The organism is Ralstonia sp. 110700041-2 (assembly GCF_056280165.1).
The window spans coordinates 41716-59148 of record NZ_JBSFAI010000021.1; the positions used below are offsets into that span (position 1 = coordinate 41716).

Annotated in this window: 16 protein-coding genes; all 16 read left to right on the top strand. The window is 62.7% G+C overall.

Features of this window, described 5'->3' with window-relative positions; all coding sequences use genetic code 11:
• The first annotated feature begins 41 nt into the window (after positions 1–41).
• The 16 genes from rlmN to ACUXH0_RS25000 all read left to right on the top strand — a co-directional run bounded on the left by rlmN (position 42) and on the right by ACUXH0_RS25000 (position 17144).
• Entirely contained in the window at positions 42–1193 is a 1152-nt protein-coding gene (gene rlmN, locus ACUXH0_RS24925) for a dual-specificity RNA methyltransferase RlmN (RefSeq protein WP_012435317.1), read from the top strand.
• Positions 1190–1987, top strand: a complete 798-nt coding sequence (gene pilW / locus ACUXH0_RS24930; RefSeq protein WP_012435318.1) for a type IV pilus biogenesis/stability protein PilW — start codon at positions 1190–1192, stop codon at positions 1985–1987. Before rlmN ends, pilW begins: the two co-directional genes overlap by 4 nt.
• Positions 1980–3062, top strand: a complete 1083-nt coding sequence (locus ACUXH0_RS24935; RefSeq protein WP_004626304.1) for a RodZ domain-containing protein — start codon at positions 1980–1982, stop codon at positions 3060–3062. The genes pilW and ACUXH0_RS24935 overlap by 8 nt, the downstream gene beginning before the upstream one ends.
• Positions 3063–3112: 50 nt before the next feature.
• Positions 3113–4399, top strand: coding sequence for a flavodoxin-dependent (E)-4-hydroxy-3-methylbut-2-enyl-diphosphate synthase (gene ispG / locus ACUXH0_RS24940; RefSeq protein ID WP_004626306.1), 1287 nt, complete (start codon positions 3113–3115; stop codon positions 4397–4399).
• Positions 4400–4496: 97 nt separating this feature from the next.
• On the top strand, positions 4497–5819 hold the full coding sequence (hisS, locus tag ACUXH0_RS24945) for a histidine--tRNA ligase (protein WP_024542254.1): 1323 nt from the start codon (positions 4497–4499) through the stop codon (positions 5817–5819).
• 66 nt (positions 5820–5885) lie between these two features.
• A complete protein-coding gene (locus ACUXH0_RS24950; RefSeq protein WP_004626309.1) occupies positions 5886–6521 on the top strand; it encodes a YfgM family protein in 636 nt (211 codons plus the stop codon).
• A 49-nt stretch (positions 6522–6570) separates the two neighbouring features.
• Positions 6571–7749 carry an outer membrane protein assembly factor BamB gene (gene bamB, locus ACUXH0_RS24955; RefSeq protein ID WP_004626311.1) on the top strand — a complete coding sequence of 393 codons (1179 nt, stop codon included), beginning with the start codon at positions 6571–6573 and terminating at the stop codon, positions 7747–7749.
• 195 nt (positions 7750–7944) lie between these two features.
• Positions 7945–9288: a ribosome biogenesis GTPase Der gene (gene der / locus ACUXH0_RS24960; RefSeq protein ID WP_004626313.1), complete on the top strand. Its 1344-nt coding sequence runs from the start codon at positions 7945–7947 to the stop codon at positions 9286–9288.
• 302 nt (positions 9289–9590) lie between these two features.
• Positions 9591–9830, top strand: a complete 240-nt coding sequence (gene hfq / locus ACUXH0_RS24965) for an RNA chaperone Hfq (protein ID WP_004626316.1) — start codon at positions 9591–9593, stop codon at positions 9828–9830.
• 72 nt (positions 9831–9902) lie between these two features.
• Entirely contained in the window at positions 9903–11156 is a 1254-nt protein-coding gene (gene hflX, locus ACUXH0_RS24970) for a GTPase HflX (RefSeq protein ID WP_012435321.1), read from the top strand.
• 55 nt (positions 11157–11211) lie between these two features.
• Complete coding sequence (gene hflK, locus ACUXH0_RS24975; RefSeq protein ID WP_024542255.1) at positions 11212–12594, top strand: FtsH protease activity modulator HflK; 1383 nt, start codon at positions 11212–11214, stop codon at positions 12592–12594.
• A 12-nt stretch (positions 12595–12606) separates the two neighbouring features.
• Positions 12607–13521, top strand: coding sequence for a protease modulator HflC (gene hflC / locus ACUXH0_RS24980; RefSeq protein WP_012435323.1), 915 nt, complete (start codon positions 12607–12609; stop codon positions 13519–13521).
• Between the two features lie 76 nt (positions 13522–13597).
• Positions 13598–13798, top strand: a complete 201-nt coding sequence (locus ACUXH0_RS24985) for a DUF2065 domain-containing protein (protein WP_004626323.1) — start codon at positions 13598–13600, stop codon at positions 13796–13798.
• A 58-nt stretch (positions 13799–13856) separates the two neighbouring features.
• On the top strand, positions 13857–15020 hold the full coding sequence (locus tag ACUXH0_RS24990) for an ATP phosphoribosyltransferase regulatory subunit (protein WP_012435324.1): 1164 nt from the start codon (positions 13857–13859) through the stop codon (positions 15018–15020).
• Positions 15021–15115: 95 nt separating this feature from the next.
• Complete coding sequence (locus tag ACUXH0_RS24995) at positions 15116–16456, top strand: adenylosuccinate synthase (protein ID WP_004626326.1); 1341 nt, start codon at positions 15116–15118, stop codon at positions 16454–16456.
• Positions 16457–16571: 115 nt separating this feature from the next.
• Positions 16572–17144 (top strand): phosphoribosyltransferase, encoded by a 573-nt coding sequence (locus tag ACUXH0_RS25000; protein WP_004626329.1) that lies wholly within the window; start codon positions 16572–16574, stop codon positions 17142–17144.
• The last annotated feature ends 289 nt before the right edge of the window (positions 17145–17433 follow it).

Here is a 17433-nt window from a genome sequence, read left to right on the forward strand (position 1 = left end):
GTCAACACTAGACTGGGATTGGTGGTTTCGGGTTGCAAGTCATGAGCGATGTGGTGAATCTCCTCGATTTCGACGCACAGGGTCTTCTCGCGTACTGCGAGAGCCTGGGTGAGAAGTCGTTCCGCGCCAAGCAATTGCAGCGCTGGATTCACCAGTCGGGTGCGTCCGAGTTTGGCGAGATGACGGATCTCGCCAAGTCGCTGCGCGAAAAGCTCGCGACCCGCGCCAACATCCAGGCGCCGGCGGTCATTTCCGATCACCTTTCGTCGGACGGCACACGCAAGTGGCTGGTCGACGTTGGGCAGGGCAATGCCGTCGAGACGGTCTACATCCCCGAAGAGACGCGCGGCACTCTATGTGTGTCGTCTCAGGCGGGGTGTGCCGTCAACTGCCGGTTCTGTTCGACCGGCAAGCAAGGTTTCTCGCGCAATCTCAGCACTGGCGAGATCATCGGCCAGCTCTGGATGGCCGAATTCGCCATGCGTAAGCAGCTTGGCCGTGGCCCCAAGGACGACCGCGTTATCACCAACGTGGTGATGATGGGCATGGGTGAGCCGCTGCTGAACTACGACGCTGTGGTGCCGGCTCTGGCCCTGATGCTTGACGACAACGCGTATGGCCTTTCGCGCCGGCGCGTAACGGTATCCACGTCCGGCGTGGTTCCGATGATGGACCGCCTTGCGCGGGATGTGCCGGTGGCGCTTGCTGTGTCGCTGCATGCGTCCAACGATGCGCTGCGCGACGTGCTCGTGCCGCTCAACAAGAAGTACCCGCTGGCCGAACTGATGGCTGCCTGCCGCCGCTATCTCGAGTTTGCCCCGCGTGATTTCATCACCTTTGAATACTGCATGCTCGACGGCGTCAACGACACCGTCGAGCATGCCCGTGAACTGCTGCGCGTCGTGGCCGACGTGCCGTGCAAGTTCAACCTGATCCCATTCAACCCGTTCCCGGAATCGGGCTTGAAGCGCTCGAACAATGAGCAGATCCGCCGCTTCTCGCAAGTGCTGCTGGATGCCGGCATCGTCACCACCATCCGCAAGACGCGGGGCGACGACATCGATGCGGCCTGCGGCCAGCTCGCTGGCGAGGTCAAGGACCGCACGCGCTTGGCCGAGCGCGGCAAGTTCGGCAAGATCGTCGAGATCCCCGTGGTCGGGGCCGACTCAACTCACCGCATGGGTACCGCATGAAGCGTTGGTCGACTGCTGTCAGTCTGGTCTTCACGCTGGCAGCCGCCGGGTGCGCGTTGTCGCCGCCGGTCCAGACACAGACACGAGAAGTTACAACAGTACCCGATCAAAAGGCCGACGCCGGTCGCCGGGCCGCGATCCGATTACAACTCGCGACGCAGTACCTGGAAGCCGGCCAGAATGCGACAGCGCTTGAGGAAATCAAGAACGCCATCGCGATCGACTCGAACGTGCCGAATGCGTATCACATCCGCGCGCTGGCTTACATGAACCTTGGTCAACGCGAACAGGCTGACGAGAGTTTCCGCAGCGCTCTGGCCGCGACACCACGAGACGGTGACCTGCTGAACAACTACGGCTGGTTCCTGTGCTCGCAAGGCGGCAAGCCAGATCAAGGCATGGCGATGCTGCGCCAAGCCATCGAGGCGCCGGCCGCCGGCAGCCCCGCCAAACCGTGGACGAACCTGGGCGTTTGCCAGATGCGTCAGGGCGATCTGGATGGCGCCGAGAAGAGCTTGACGCGCGCTACCTACATCGATGCAAACAATTCGCTGACCAACCTGACATTGGCGCAGCTGTACTACAAACGCCGCGAATATTCGCGTGCCATGCCGTTTATCGAGCGTGTGAATGGCCGCGGCAATCCGACGGCAGAAAGCCTGTGGCTGGGCGCTCGCATCGCGCGCCGCCTCGGCGACACTTCGCAGCAGAACGCATGGAGCGCGCAATTGCAGCGCCGCTTCCCCAATGCGCCCGAAGAGGCGGCATTCGAACGAGGAGCCTGGGATGACTGACCGCGAGGTGGCAAGCGCTGCCGATTTTTCTCATGGCGCGGCGCCTGTCTCGAATCCGCCTGCCGCCCCTTCGCCGGAGCGCGACGATGCGCTGCGCGAGATTGCCGAACGTCTGCGTGCCGGCCGTGAGCGTCAACGGCTGACTGTCGACGATCTGGCCACGCGCCTGAAAGTGGCCCCGGGCAAGTTGTTGGCGGTGGAATCGGCGGATGTCAGTGCGTTGCCTGACATGACGTTTACCAAGGGCCTCATGCGCGCCTATGCGCGCGCCCTGCAGGTCGATGTCGATGACCAGCTTGCGCGTTTGAACGCGCGTGCGCCGGTCACCAACATCGGCTTGCGTCCCGAGGGCGGGCTGGGTGAATCGTTTTCCGACAAGCCGAGTTTCGCCAAGCGTCGCGGCGGCAATGGCCGCTGGCTGATTGGTGCGCTGGTTGCGGTGATTGTGGCGGCCGGTGCGCTGGCCGGTATGGACCGTCTGAAGCAATGGTTCGCCACGCAAACGGCAGCCACGCAAAATACCGAATCCACCGCGAAGGAAACGCCGGCTGCGGAGCAAACCGCGCCCGCGCAAGTGGCTCCAGCAACTGAGCAGGCTCCGTCCGAAACGCCGGCCGCTTCGATGCCGACACCGCTGACGCCTGTTACACCGGCCGCTCCAGCATCGGGTGTGGTGACTGCGCCATTGGCGCCGCCGCCTACGCTGCCGCGTTCGGACAACGGTGCCGTTCCGGCGCCCGCCGTAGCGGCTGCGGGTGGCAAGCCGGCTGTCATCAACGTCGAGGCTCCGGTCGCTGCTCTGCCGACAGAAGCTGCCAAGCCGGCTGAATCGGGCGGCGGTTCGGTCTCGGTGCGCTTCTCCGGTTCGTCTTGGTACGAGATCAAGGACAAGACCGGCAAGACGCTCGCCAGTGGCATTTCCAAGGAAGGCGACGCGCGTGATCTGACCGGCACGCCGCCGTTCAAGGTCGTCTTCGGCAATGCAGGAGCCGTTGAATCGCTGGCCGTGGGTGGCGCGACCGTCGATCTGCAGAAGTACGCCCGCAATCGCGTGGCACGGGCCACGTTGCCCTGAACCGTTTTGTAATTGGCGCGGTGCCTGTAGGCAGCGCGCCCTGTCTGATCATGGAAATCTCCACGCCTCTCGATTGCGCTCCAGCCTTGGTGGGCCCGCTGCCGCGCCGGAACTCGCGCGCCGCGCAAATCCGCTGGGGTGATCGTGTCGTGCACGTCGGTGGCGACGCGCCGGTCTGCGTGCAATCGATGACGAATACCGACACTTCGGACGCCATCGGTACCGCAATCCAGGTAAAGGAGCTGGCGCGTGCCGGCTCTGAGTTGGTGCGCATCACAGTGGATACCCCGGCCGCCGCGGCCGCGGTGCCTGCCATCCGCGAGCAGCTCGACCGCATGGGTGTGGATGTGCCGCTTGTCGGCGATTTCCACTACAACGGCCACAAGCTGCTGCAGGACTATCCGGAGTGCGCGCAGGCGCTATCCAAGTACCGGATCAACCCCGGCAACGTCGGGCAGGGTGCCAAGCGCGACACGCAGTTCGCGCAGATGATCGAGATTGCTTGCCGCTATGACAAGCCGGTGCGTATCGGCGTGAACTGGGGCAGCCTCGATCAGGATCTGCTTGCGCGCATCATGGACGAGAACGCGCAACGTGCAACCCCCTGGGATGCCCGCGCCGTGATGGTCGAGGCGCTGATCACCTCCGCGATCCAGTCCGCGCAAAAGGCTGAAGAACTGGGCTTGCCAGGCAGCCAGATCATCCTGTCGTGCAAGGTGTCGGCGGTGCAGGATCTGATTGCTGTGTACCGCGAGTTGGCGCGTCGCTGCCATTACGCGCTGCACCTGGGCCTGACCGAGGCCGGCATGGGGAGCAAGGGTATCGTCGCTTCCACGGCGGCGTTGTCGGTGCTGCTGCAGGAAGGCATCGGCGACACGATCCGCATTTCGCTCACGCCGGAACCGGGTGCGCCGCGCGAGAAGGAAGTCATCGTCGCGCAAGAGATTCTGCAGACCATGGGCCTGCGCAATTTCACGCCCATGGTGATCGCGTGCCCGGGTTGCGGGCGCACGACCAGCACGGTGTTCCAGGAACTGGCGGCGCGCATCCAGTCGTATTTGCGCGAGCAGATGCCGGTGTGGAAGGAGCAGTACCCCGGCGTCGAAGAGATGAATGTGGCCGTGATGGGCTGCATCGTCAACGGCCCCGGAGAGAGCAAGCACGCCAATATCGGCATTTCGCTGCCAGGCACGGGCGAGTCGCCGGCGGCGCCGGTTTTCGTTGACGGCGTGAAGGTGAAAACACTGCGCGGCGAGCGCATCACAGAAGAATTCCAGGCGATCGTCGACGAGTACGTGCGGACGCATTACGGCGCACAGACTCCTGCGACGGTCTAAAGCGACATCAGGCTTCGGAAACCAAAGCCGAAGCACGAAACGACCGGCCGGCTCTGCATGAAGGTAGATGCGAGAAGTCGGCTTTCAACGTGACATCATGAGCGATACACAAAAACAACGCGTGCAGAAGATCGCTGGCGTCAAAGGCATGAACGACTTGCTGCCTGCTGATGCCCCGCTGTGGGAGCACTTTGATAACGCCGTGCGCAGCATGCTGCGCGCCTATGGCTACCAGCAGATCCGCACGCCGATCGTTGAGCAGACGCAACTGTTTGTGCGTGGCATCGGCGAGGTGACGGACATCGTCGAGAAGGAGATGTACACCTTCACCGATGCGTTGAACGGCGAACAACTGACCATGCGCCCCGAAGGCACCGCTGCCGCTGTGCGCGCCGTGATCGAGCACAACCTGCTGTACGACGGCCCGAAGCGCCTGTGGTACACCGGCCCGATGTTCCGCCACGAGCGTCCGCAGCGCGGCCGCTATCGCCAATTCCATCAGGTGGGTGTGGAAGCGCTGGGCTTTGCAGGCCCGGACATCGACGCTGAAGTCATCCTGATGTGCCAGCGCCTGTGGGACGACCTCGGCCTGGTCGGCCTGAAGCTGGAGCTGAACTCGCTCGGACAGGCGGAAGAGCGTGCCGCGCACCGTGCCGATCTCATCAAATATCTGGAAGGTTTCCAGGACGTTCTGGATGAGGACGGCAAACGCCGTCTGTACACCAACCCGCTGCGCGTGCTCGACACCAAGAACCCCGCGCTGCAGGACATGGCTGCCGGCGCGCCGAAGCTGCTCGACTACCTGGGCGACGAATCGCGCGCGCACTTTGAAGGCGTGCAGAAGCTGCTCAAGGCGAACAACATTCCGTTCATCATCAACCCGCGTCTGGTGCGCGGGCTAGATTACTACAACCTCACGGTCTTTGAGTGGACGACCGACAAGCTGGGCGCGCAAGGCACAGTGGCGGGGGGTGGCCGCTATGACCCGCTGATCGAGCAGATAGGCGGCAAGCCTGCCCCCGCATGCGGCTGGGCGATGGGCGTGGAGCGCATCATCGAATTGTTGCGTGAGGAAAAGCTGGAGCCTGAAGCGCAAGGCTGTGACGTCTACATCGTCCACCAGGGCGACGAGGCGCAGGTTCAGGCGCTGATCGCGGCAGAGCGACTGCGCGACGCCGGCCTCGACGTCATCCTTCACGCCTCGCCGGAAGGTCGTAACGGTAGCTTCAAGTCGCAGTTCAAGCGTGCTGACGCAAGTGGCGCATCCTATGCGGTTATCATTGGCGACGACGAAGTCACCCAAGGCGTCGCCCAGATCAAGCCGCTGCGGGGCGATCCGACCGCGGATGCCCAGCAGACCGTGCCGTCGGACCAACTGGTCGACCGCCTGATCGACGCCATGGTGGCCAATAACGACTAACAGCGGGCAGCTGACCTCGGCAGCGAACGACCGCGATTCACTCCCAATATTCAAGCTCTGCAAAGCATGGCCTACGATCTCGAAGAACAGGAACAAATTGAGAGCCTCAAGCACTGGTGGCGTGATAACGGCAACGTAGTCACATGGGTCGCCATCGTGGTGCTGCTGGCTGTGGCCGGTTGGTTTGGCTGGAAGAACTGGCAGCGCAAGCAGGCCGGCGAAGCGTCCGTGCTGTACGAGCAGGTACAGAAGGCCGTTGATGGCAAGGATGCTGAGAAGATCAAGCGCGCCGCCACTGACATGGAAGACAAGTTCGGCGGCACGGCTTACGCGCAGATGACCGCGCTGGCCGCAGCCAAGGCGCTGTACGAAGCCAACGATGTAGCCAGCGCCAAGGCGCAGCTGCAATGGACGGTTGATCATGCGCGCGACGACGAATACAAGGCGCTCGCCAAGCTGCGCCTGGCTGGCCTTCTGCTCGATGAGAAAGCCTACGATCAGGGCATCGCGCTAGTCTCCGGCGACGTTGCGCCGGCGTTCGCCGGGCTCTACGCCGATCGTCGCGGCGATCTGCTGGCCGCGCAGAACAAGAACGAAGACGCCCGCGCTGCCTACAAGCTGGCGTTGGAAAAGTTCGGTCCGGCTGACGCTTCGGCGCGCCAGATCGTGCAGTTCAAGCTGGATGCCCTGGGCGGCGCCTGATTGGCGCACCCTCGTGCAGTTCAACGCATAACAAAAGGATCCCGATTTCATGATTCACGCACTTGAGCAGGGTGGTGTCGCGCGCGGTATTGCACAGGCGGCGCGCGTGGCAGTGCTGGCACTGGCAGCGACGGCTGTCCTTGGCGGTTGCTCGCTGTTCAGCAGCAAGAACAAGCATGAGCCGGCCAAGCTGATGGAAGTTCAGCAAGTGCTGGCCGTGCGTCAGGTGTGGAGCGTCAGCGTCGGCAAGAGCGGCCGCTATGTGATGCAGCCGGCTGTGGCGGGCAACAACGTCTACGTGTCGGCCGCCGGCGGTACTGTGACCGCCCTGGATGGCGCGACCGGCCGCACGGTCTGGCAAGGCAAGGCGGACGTGGACCTGACCACTGGCCCTGGCAGCGACGGCTCGCTGACCGTCGTGGCGGGTGAGAAGGGCGCGGTCATCGCTTTCGACGAGAAGGGCACGCAGAAGTGGAAAGTCGCCGTCAACGGTGAAGTCCTGACGGCGCCGCTGGTTGGCCAGGGATTGGTGATCGTCCGCACGACGGATGGCCGCGTCCTGGGTCTGGACCCAAGCAATGGCGAACGCAAGTGGATCTATCAGCGTTCTCCCTCGGCGCTGAACCTGCGCAGCAGTCTGCCGATGATTTTTGCCGGCGATAACATCATCCTGGGTTTTGCCGGTGGCAAGCTGGGCGCGCTGTCGGCCAGCAATGGCGCGCTGCGCTGGGAAGCTGCCGTGTCGTATCCGCGTGGCGTATCGGAAATCGAGCGGCTGAACGATGTGACCGGTGCGCCGTCGGTCAACGGTTCGCAAGTCTGTGCAGCCAGTTTCCAAGGTCGCGTGGCGTGTTTTGATATGAGCACTGGCGCCCCGCGCTGGGGTCGTGATTTCTCGTCGCCGACCGGCGTGACGCAAGATGATGGCGGGTTGTTCGCCGCTGACGAGAAGTCGGTTGTCTATGGCTTTAACGCACAAAACGGTGCCGACCTCTGGAAAAACGACGCGCTGCTATGGCGCGACCTCGGTACGCCGCTGGCGTTTGGCCGTGCGGTCATCGTGGGCGATTCCGAAGGTTGGCTGCATTTCCTGTCGCGCGATGATGGCAAGTTCGTCGCGCGCGTGAAAACCGACGGCAGCGCCATTGGCGCAGCACCTGTGGTGGTCGGCCAGACACTCGTCGTCCAAACCCGCGGCGGCGGTGTCTACGGCTATCTGCCGAAGTAACATTCGCGGCCGCGGCCCGAGTGGTCTGCGGCGGCACACGCATCACATCGGGGCGGCTGCGCCGCCTTGAACTTGCGCCCGCGTACTCCGCGGGCGTCTTGCATCTGCGTCATCAGGCATTCAGCCGTGCAGATGCCAACCGCAGTTGCAGCAACCAGAATTTGCCGTGGCGCCATTCGCGTACGGCACACAAGCATGAAACCAGTCATTGCCCTTGTAGGGCGGCCGAATGTCGGCAAATCGACCCTCTTCAATCGTCTGACCCGCTCGCGTGACGCGTTGGTCGCGGATATTCCTGGCCTGACGCGCGATCGCCACTACGGCGAAGGCCGCGTGGGCGACCGTCCGTTCATCGCCATCGATACCGGCGGCTTCGAACCCGTTGCCAAGGAAGGCATCGTGGCTGAGATGGCCAAGCAGACGCGCCAGGCCGTGGTTGAAGCCGATGTCGTGATCTTCATCGTCGATGGACGCCTGGGACTGGCGCCGCAGGATCGCGTGATCGCCGATTACCTGCGCAAAACCGGGCGCCGCATCCTCCTCGCCGTCAACAAGGCCGAGGGCATGCGCTACACCGCCGTCGCCAGCGATTTCTACGAGCTTGGTCTGGGCGATCCGGCTGCCATTTCGGCCGCGCACGGCGACGGAGTCAATGATTTGGTGGCGGAGGCGCTCGACCTGGCATTTGCCGAGCGCCCCGAGCTTGCCGAGGCAGCCGACGCGCACGACCACGGTACCCGTATCGCCATCGTTGGCCGTCCGAACGTGGGCAAGTCGACGCTGGTGAACGCGCTGATCGGCGAAGAGCGCGTGATTGCGTTCGATATGCCCGGCACCACGCGCGACGCCATCTACGTGGATTTCGAACGTAACGGCAAGCCTTACACGCTTATCGATACGGCAGGCTTGCGCAAGCGCGGCAAGGTGTTTGAAGCAATCGAGAAGTTCTCGGTGGTGAAGACGCTGCAGTCGATTGCCGACGCCAACGTGGTTGTGCTGATCCTCGATGCGCAGCAGGACATTTCTGATCAGGACGCGCATATCGCCGGCTTCATCGTCGAATCCGGCCGCGCGCTGGTAATCGGTGTGAACAAGTGGGATGGCCTGACCGGGCATGCCCGCGATCGCATCAAGCACGATATGGAGCGCAAGCTGCAGTTCCTGTCGTTTGCCAACGTGCATTACATCTCCGCCAAGGAACGTACGGGCATTGGTGCGCTGATGAAGTCCGTGGACGCCGCTTATGCTGCCGCCATGGTCAAGCTGCCGACGCCCAAGCTCACGCGTGTGCTGATGGAGGCGGTCGAGTATCAGCAGCCGCGACGCGCAGGCGTTTCACGCCCTAAGCTGCGCTACGCGCACCAGGGCGGTTCCAACCCGCCGATCGTGGTGATTCACGGCAATGCATTGTCGAATATTCCTGAAACCTATCGCCGCTTCCTGGAAGGGCGTTTCCGCGAGGCCTTCCAACTGAAGGGCACACCGCTGCGGATCGAATTTCGTACGAACAAAAACCCGTACGCCCAATCGAACGATTGAGCAGCGCGCGGGCGGTGCTCGTCGGCAGGGGCGTGTAACGCGGGGGCATTCGAACGGGGGATCACCAAAAAGGCCGAGCCAATTCATATGGCGGGGTCATCGGTTTTCCGTTTGCTTTCCCTGATTTCTAAGGCTAAATTCTCGAGACATGGCGCTTGGTGTCTGCAAACCCCAGGCGCCATTGGCGTCATTTGGACGCGTCTGGCCGACTCTTTTGACGAACTTTTTTTTGCGTCGCCTGCTTGAACCCGGGCTTCCTAGCCCCATAACCCATCACTAAACCTATAAATCTGGAGTGTGCCATGAGCAACAAAGGGCAATTGCTACAAGACCCGTTTCTGAATGCGCTGCGTAAGGAGCATGTGCCGGTGTCGATCTACCTCGTCAACGGTATCAAGCTGCAAGGCAACATCGAGTCGTTCGACCAGTACGTCGTGCTCCTGCGTAATACCGTGACGCAGATGGTGTACAAGCACGCAATCTCCACCGTGGTGCCGGCCCGTGCCGTGAATTTCCGTGTGGACGAAGCGCCTGACGCCTGATTCTGCCTCGCTCCCGCCGCCGTCCGCGCGGCGGGACGCACCCACCCCGTTTCTCCCTTCTCCATTCCCCGTTTGGCATCCCATCCCACCTCCAGCTCGGAGCCGACACGCGCTATTTTGGTCGCAGTCGATTTCGGCAAACATGATTTCCAGGAAAGTCTGAGTGAACTGGCGCTACTGGCCTCGACCGCCGGCTCTGAACCGCTGCGCGCGGTTACCGGTAAGCGCACCAGGCCCGATGCGGCGCTGTTCATCGGTGCTGGCAAGGCGGAAGAAGTGAAGATCGCCGCAGACGAGGAGGATGCGGAGATCGTCATCTTCAACCACGCGCTGAGTCCCGCTCAGCAGCGTAACCTCGAGCGCTTTTTCGGGCGCCACGTAGTCGACCGGACTGGCCTCATCCTTGACATCTTCAGCCAGCGCGCGCAGAGCCACGTGGGCAAGGTGCAGGTAGAACTTGCTCGCGTGCGGTACCAGGCGGCCCGTCTGGTCCGGGCGTGGAGCCACTTGGAACGCCAGAAGGGCGGCGTCGGCCTGCGCGGCGGCCCGGGCGAGCGTCAGCTCGAACTGGACCGCCGGATGCTGGACGAACGCGCCAAGCGTCTGTCGTCCGAGTTGGACAAACTCCAGCGTCAGCACGACACCCAGCGCCGTTCACGCAGCCGCAACGACGCGTTTTCCGTCTCCCTGGTCGGCTATACCAACGCCGGCAAATCGACGCTGTTCAATGCGCTGACCAAGGCACGCGCGTACGCTGCCAACCAGTTGTTCGCCACGCTGGATACGACCTCTCGCCGTTTGTACCTGGAAGGGCTGGGCAATGTGGTGCTGTCGGACACGGTCGGTTTCATCCGCGATTTGCCGACGCAACTGGTGGCCGCATTCCGTGCCACGCTGGAAGAAACCGTGCACGCCGACGTGCTGCTGCATGTGGTGGACGCCGCCAGCACAGTCAAGCACGAGCAGATGGAGCAGGTCGATCGCGTGCTGGACGAAATCAATGCCAGCGGCATCCCCCAAATTCTGGTGATGAACAAGATCGACGCGGCTGAGGAGCTGCGCGCGGCTGGCCCGCGCATCGAGCGAGACGAAACCGGCGCTGTGCGGCGCGTGTTCGTTTCCGCCATAGAAGGGACCGGGCTCGATCTGTTGCGCGAAGCGCTGGTCGAGACTGCGATCCGCCTGCGTGAGCACCCCGCGTCGCATGGCGGCGATTTCGATCCGCGCTTCGACACCCGACGTGATTCGCCGCCGGCCCACCGTGACGAACTGTCGCAAAGCTTGCCGAGCAGCGGTTCTTCCGCCAAAGGTGACGAAGAGGGCTGATAGAATGGCCCGCTACTTCTTCGCAGTCAGACAATCAGGACAAGCCCGACCGCTCATGCCCGAGATTTCGACCCAGTCTTCTTCCATGGCCTCGCCGCGTCCGGCGCGAGGTTTGTGGCACCGCTTGCGTGTGCTGCTTTCGCTGAACGATCCGCGCTGGGGTCGCGGCGATGACAACAACAACGCCGAGCGCGAAGGCAACAAAGACGAACCAAAGCGTCAAAGCAAACCGCCTCAGGATGGCCCCCCCGACCTTGACGAGTTGTGGCGCGACTTCAATCGCCGCCTGAACAACCTGTTCGGCCGCAAGGACAGCGGTAACGGTAGCGACGGCCCCACGCCGCTGCGTCCCGGTAACGGCCGTGGCGGCTCGGGCCTGGGCATCGGCGTGCTGCTGGCGGTGCTCGTTGGCCTGTGGCTAGCCAGCGGTTTCTTTATCGTGCAGGAAGGCCAGACGGGCGTGATCCTGCAGTTCGGCCGTTTCAAGTACCTGGCAACGCCGGGTATTAACTGGCGTCTGCCGTATCCGGTCGAATCGCACGAAATCGTGAACCTGTCGGGTGTGCGCACGCTTGAAATCGGTCGGACTACCCAGATCAAGGACACGAACCTGAAAGATTCCTCGATGCTCACGCAGGACGAGAACATCGTCGACGTGCGCTTCTCGGTCCAGTACAACATTGCCAATCCCGTCGACTACCTGTTCTACAACCGTACGGACCGTGGCGGCGATGAAGAACTGGTGACGCAGGCGGCCGAGACGTCGGTGCGCGAGATCGTCGGTCGCAACAAGATGGATGCGGTTCTGTACGAAGGTCGTGATGCTGTGGGCCGTAATCTCGCGGAATCGATTCAACGCATCTTGTCGGCGTACAAGACCGGGATTCGAATCCTCAGCGTGAACGTGCAGAGCGTGCAGCCGCCCGAGCAGGTGCAGGCCGCGTTCGATGACGTGACCAAGGCTGGCCAGGACCGCGAGCGTGCCATTTCTGAAGGTCAGGCTTACGCCAATGACGTGGTGCCGCGCGCCAAGGGCACGGCCGCGCGTCTGGGCGAAGAGGCCCAAGGCTACAAGGCACGCGTCACTGCGCGTGCGGAAGGTGATGCGGCGCGCTTTGCGTCGGTGCAACGTGAGTACGCGAAAGCGCCGCAGGTCACGCGCGACCGTATCTATCTGGAAACCATGCAAGACATTTACGCCAATTCGACGAAAGTCTTGGTCGACCAGAGCAATGGCAGCCTCTTGTATTTGCCGCTGGACAAGCTGATCGCGCAAACGCAGGGCGACACATCGCGCCCGGCTCCCGCGCCGGGTGCTTCTGCGCAGGACAGCGGTTCTGCGCAGGGCGTGCCCACTCCCTCCAATCCGTCACCGGCCAATGACGCAGATTCGCGCTCGCGCGAAGCGCTGCGCAACCGTGACCGCGATTCGCGCTAACAGGAGGGCACTATGAATCGTCTGATTTCTGCCTTCGTGGCGCTGGTCATTGCCCTGGCGGTGTTCTCGTCGGTGGTGTTCGTGGTGGATCAGCGGCAGTACGCCGTGGTATTCGCCTTTGGGGAGATCAAGCAGGTCATCAAGGAGCCGGGGCTGCATTTCAAGCTTCCGCCCCCGCTGCAGAACGTGGTGTTCATGGATAAGCGCCTGCAGACCATCGATGTGGCCGGCGCCGATCGTTTCATTACGGCAGAGAAAAAGAACCTGCTGGTCGACTGGTTCGTGAAGTGGCGCGTGTCCGATCCGCGTCTGTTCTACGTGAGCTTCAAGGGCGATAGCCGCCTTGCGCAGGACAGCATGACGCAGAAGATCAACTCCATCGCCCGAGATGAGTTTGCGCGCCGCACTGTTTCCGACGTGGTATCGACGGATCGCGAAGCTGTGATGCAGAGCATCCTCAAGGGCGTACAGGAGTACGGCAAGTCGGTCGGCGTGGACATCATCGACGTGCGCCTGAAGCGGGTGGATCTGCTGGCCAGCGTGACCGAATCGGTCTACCGTCGCATGGAAGCCGAGCGCAAGCGCGTGGCCAACGAGCTGCGTTCGACGGGGGCTGCTGAGGGCGAAAAAATCCGCGCCGATGCCGACCGTCAGCGCGAAGTCGTCCTGGCCGATGCCTACCGAGATGCGCAGAAGATCAAGGGGGAAGGCGATGCCCGCGCCGCTGACATTTATGCCGAGGCGTTTGGCCGTGATCCGCAGTTCGCCGCATTCTGGCGCTCCATGGAGGCGTATCGCGCATCGTTCCGAGATCGGAAGGACGTGATGGTGCTGCAGCCGAACAACGATTTCTTCAAATACATGCGCAGCCCGAACGGCGGCAGCTCGTCAGCAGCGCCGGCTGCCCAGACGGGGCGACATCGCTAGTACAATGCTTCGCTGATTATTTGAGGCGGACAGACCCCGGCTTGCCGGGGTTTTGTTCGTTTGCCAACCGCATCCCATGGAAGAGTCACTCCCCAACGTTTTGCTCGCAGCGTGCGCGCTGGTGCTCGTATTCGAGGGCATCTTGCCGTTCGTGGCGCCCCACGCCTGGCGACGCGCGTTCCAGACGCTGACTGATCTGCCCGACGAAAAGCTTCGCATGGTCGGCCTTGTGTCGATGGCGATCGGGCTGATCCTCCTGCGGTTGCTGCATCGCTAGCGCACTTCCTGCCTTTTTACGAATTTCTGCCGTACCAAGACTCCAGAGCGAGACCGCCATGCCGACCAATTGGTTGCTGCCTGAATCCATTGCTGACGTGCTGCCTTCCGAGGCACGCAAGATTGAAGAGTTGCGTCGCCGCATGCTCGACCTGTTCCGCACCTACGGCTACGAACTGGTCATGCCGCCGATGCTGGAATACATCGAGTCGCTGCTCTCGGGCACCGGCCATGATCTGGACCTGAAGACATTCAAGCTGGTCGATCAGCTCTCGGGCCGCACCATCGGCCTGCGCGCGGACATTACGCCGCAAGTCGCCCGCATCGACGCCCACTTGCTGAATCGTGCTGGCGTGACGCGTCTGTGCTACGCGGGTTCGGTGTTGCATACGCGCCCAAGCGGATTCCACGTCACGCGCGAGCCGCTGCAGATCGGTGCCGAAATCTATGGCCATGCCGGTCTGGAGGCCGATCTGGAAATCCAGGAGCTGATGCTCGCCGCGCTGTCGGCCGCTGGTTTGGCAGATGTGCGCCTGGACCTCTGCCACGTTGGCGTGGTGGCGGCGCTGCTGGAGCAATCGCCGATCGCCGCCCGCATTCAGGACGACCTCTTCACAGCGCTCGCCGCCAAGGATGTGCCCGCTCTGCGCGCCATCACGGTCGATCTGCCGCCGGCGCAGCGCGATGCCATCAATCTGCTGCCGGCACTGTACGGCGGTGTGGATGTGCTCGCTCGTGCGCGCAAGCAGTTGCCCGCGCTGCCAGCCATTGGCCGTGCGCTCGACGACTTGGCTACGCTGGCAGAGCGTGCAGGCGGTGCGACCGTTAACATCGACCTCGCCGATTTGCGTGGCTACCATTACCACAGTGGTGTGATGTTTACTGCCTATGTGGCCGGCGTACCGAATGCCGTGGCGCGTGGCGGCCGGTATGACAAGGTCGGAGAGGCTTTCGGCCGCGCGCGTCCTGCGACCGGTTTTTCGCTGGACCTGCGTGAGGTCGCCGGGATTTCGCCGGTGGAAGCGCGGGCCGCTGCCATTCACGCGCCCTGGTCGGGGGACGCCAAACTGCGCGAGGCGATTGCCGCGCTGCGCGCTGCGGGCGAAATCGTGATCCAGTCGCTGCCGGGCCACCCGGAAGACCTGGAGGAATTCGCCTACGACCGGCAACTCGTCGAAGAGAGCGGCCGCTGGATCGTCAAGCCGCGCAACGCTTCGATCTGAGGCTGTTGCATAACGTTGTGTAAATACCCCGTAATTTCAGGGAAGCCCCTGGCAACAAGGGTAGAATACGTTTTTAACCCATCTGCAAATTCAACATGTCCGCACCAGCAGTGAGCCAAGGACGCAATGTCGTCGTCATCGGCACCCAATGGGGTGACGAAGGTAAAGGGAAAATCGTCGATTGGCTGACCGATCATGCGCAAGGCGTGGTTCGTTTCCAGGGCGGACATAACGCAGGCCATACCCTCATCATCGGCGGTAAGAAGACGATTCTGCGTCTGATCCCGTCGGGCATCATGCGTGACGGCGTCGCGTGTTACATCGGCAACGGTGTTGTGCTGTCGCCTGAGGCGCTGTTCAAGGAAATCGACGAGCTTGAATCCGCCGGTGTGCAGGTGCAGAACCGACTGCGCATTTCGGAAGCGACCAACCTGATCCTGCCGTACCACGTGGCCATCGACAAGGCGCGCGAAGCCAAGCGCGGCGCCGCCAAGATCGGCACCACCGGTCGCGGTATCGGCCCGGCGTACGAAGACAAGGTGGCCCGCCGCGGGCTGCGCGTGCAGGACCTGTTCGACCCGGCTTACTTTGCCGAGCGTCTGCGCGAGAACCTGGATTTCCACAACTTTGTTCTGACGCAGTACCTGAATCATCCGGCGCTGGACTTCCAGCAAACGCTGGACGAGATGCTGTCCTACGCCGGCCGCCTCGCCCCGATGGTGACGGACGTGTCGGCTGAACTGTTCGCTGCCAACGCCGCCGGTAAGAACCTGATGTTCGAGGGCGCGCAAGGTACGCTGCTCGATATCGACCACGGCACCTATCCGTTCGTCACGTCGAGCAACTGCGTGGCGGGTAATGCCGCCGCGGGCGCGGGTGTCGGCCCGGGCCAACTGCATTACATCCTTGGCATCACCAAGGCGTATTGCACGCGCGTGGGTTCCGGCCCGTTCCCGAGCGAACTGTATGACGCGGACAACCCCGCGCGCCAAGATCCGATTGGCGTGCGTCTGGCCAATGTCGGCAAGGAATTCGGCTCGGTCACCGGCCGGCCGCGCCGCACGGGCTGGTTGGATGCTGCCGCGCTGCGCCGAGCGATCCAGATCAACGGTGTGTCGGGCCTGTGCATGACCAAGCTCGATGTGCTGGATGGCCTGGAAACCCTCAAGCTGTGCGTTGGCTACATGCTCGATGGCAAGCAAATTGACATCTTGCCGCGTGGCTCCGATGCCGTGGCGCGTTGCCAGCCGATCTACGAAGAATTCCCGGGTTGGAACACCTCGACCTTCGGTTTGAAGGAGTGGGATGCGCTGCCCCAGACCGCTCAGGCTTACCTGAAGCGCGTCGAAGAAGTGGCCGGTATTCCGATTGCCATGATTTCGACCGGTCCTGACCGGGACGAGACCATCCTGCTGCGTCATCCCTACAAGGACTGACGCGCAGCTCCCAGATTCGCCCGGTGATTTGCCGGGCGAATTTGCATGGAGCCCGTTTTCAACAGAACACGATAGCGGCAACTCACGCCGTATTGACGATACGAAGAGGTACACCATGAACCAGCCGATCAACGACGACTCGCACCTGTGGGTGTCCTGGGACGACTACCACGGCCTGATCGAGCGCTTGGCGCTCGTCGTGCACGAGTCGGGCTGGAAGTTCGACAAGATTCTGTGCCTGGCGCGCGGCGGCTTGCGTGTTGGCGATCAGCTTTCGCGCATCTACGATCTGCCGTTGGCCATCCTGGCGACCAGCAGCTATCGCGAAGCCGCCGGCACGCAGCAAGGCGATCTCGACATCGCGCAATACATCACTATGACGCGTGGCGAGCTGTCCGGCCGCGTGCTGCTGGTGGACGATCTGGTGGATTCGGGGGTCACGCTGGAGCGTGTCGGGCGTCACCTGAAAGAGCGTTATCCGGCCGTGACCGACGTGCGTACCGCTGTGCTGTGGCACAAGGGGTGCTCGAAGATCAAGCCCGACTATGCCGTTCAGTTTCTGCCGACCAACCCCTGGATCCATCAACCATTCGAGGAATACGATACGCTGCGTCCCCACAATCTGGCGGCGTGGATCAAGCGCGGCAAGTCGCGCCCGGCTGGCAACGGTGAGGCGCCGGGGGTTTGAGGCGTTGGTCGATTGCGTCGAGGCGCGATGGAGTGGCGTGTGCGGCTTGCGTCGTGCGTGCCACTTCGGTAACCTGATGTCACGGGCGCAGCGTTGGCCCGAAACCCGCGTACGGATTGGCTTTGCAGGAGTTGTCCAATGCGAGCTGCGCGGTTGATCGAAGCGTGGTGTGTCTTTTGTGGACGCATTGGCTTCGAGCCCACCCAGCGTTGGGGCAGGTGAGGCCAGTGATCCTGGTTCGGCCCTGGCGCGATAGCCAAGACACAATGCACGTCGCCCTTAGCGGAAT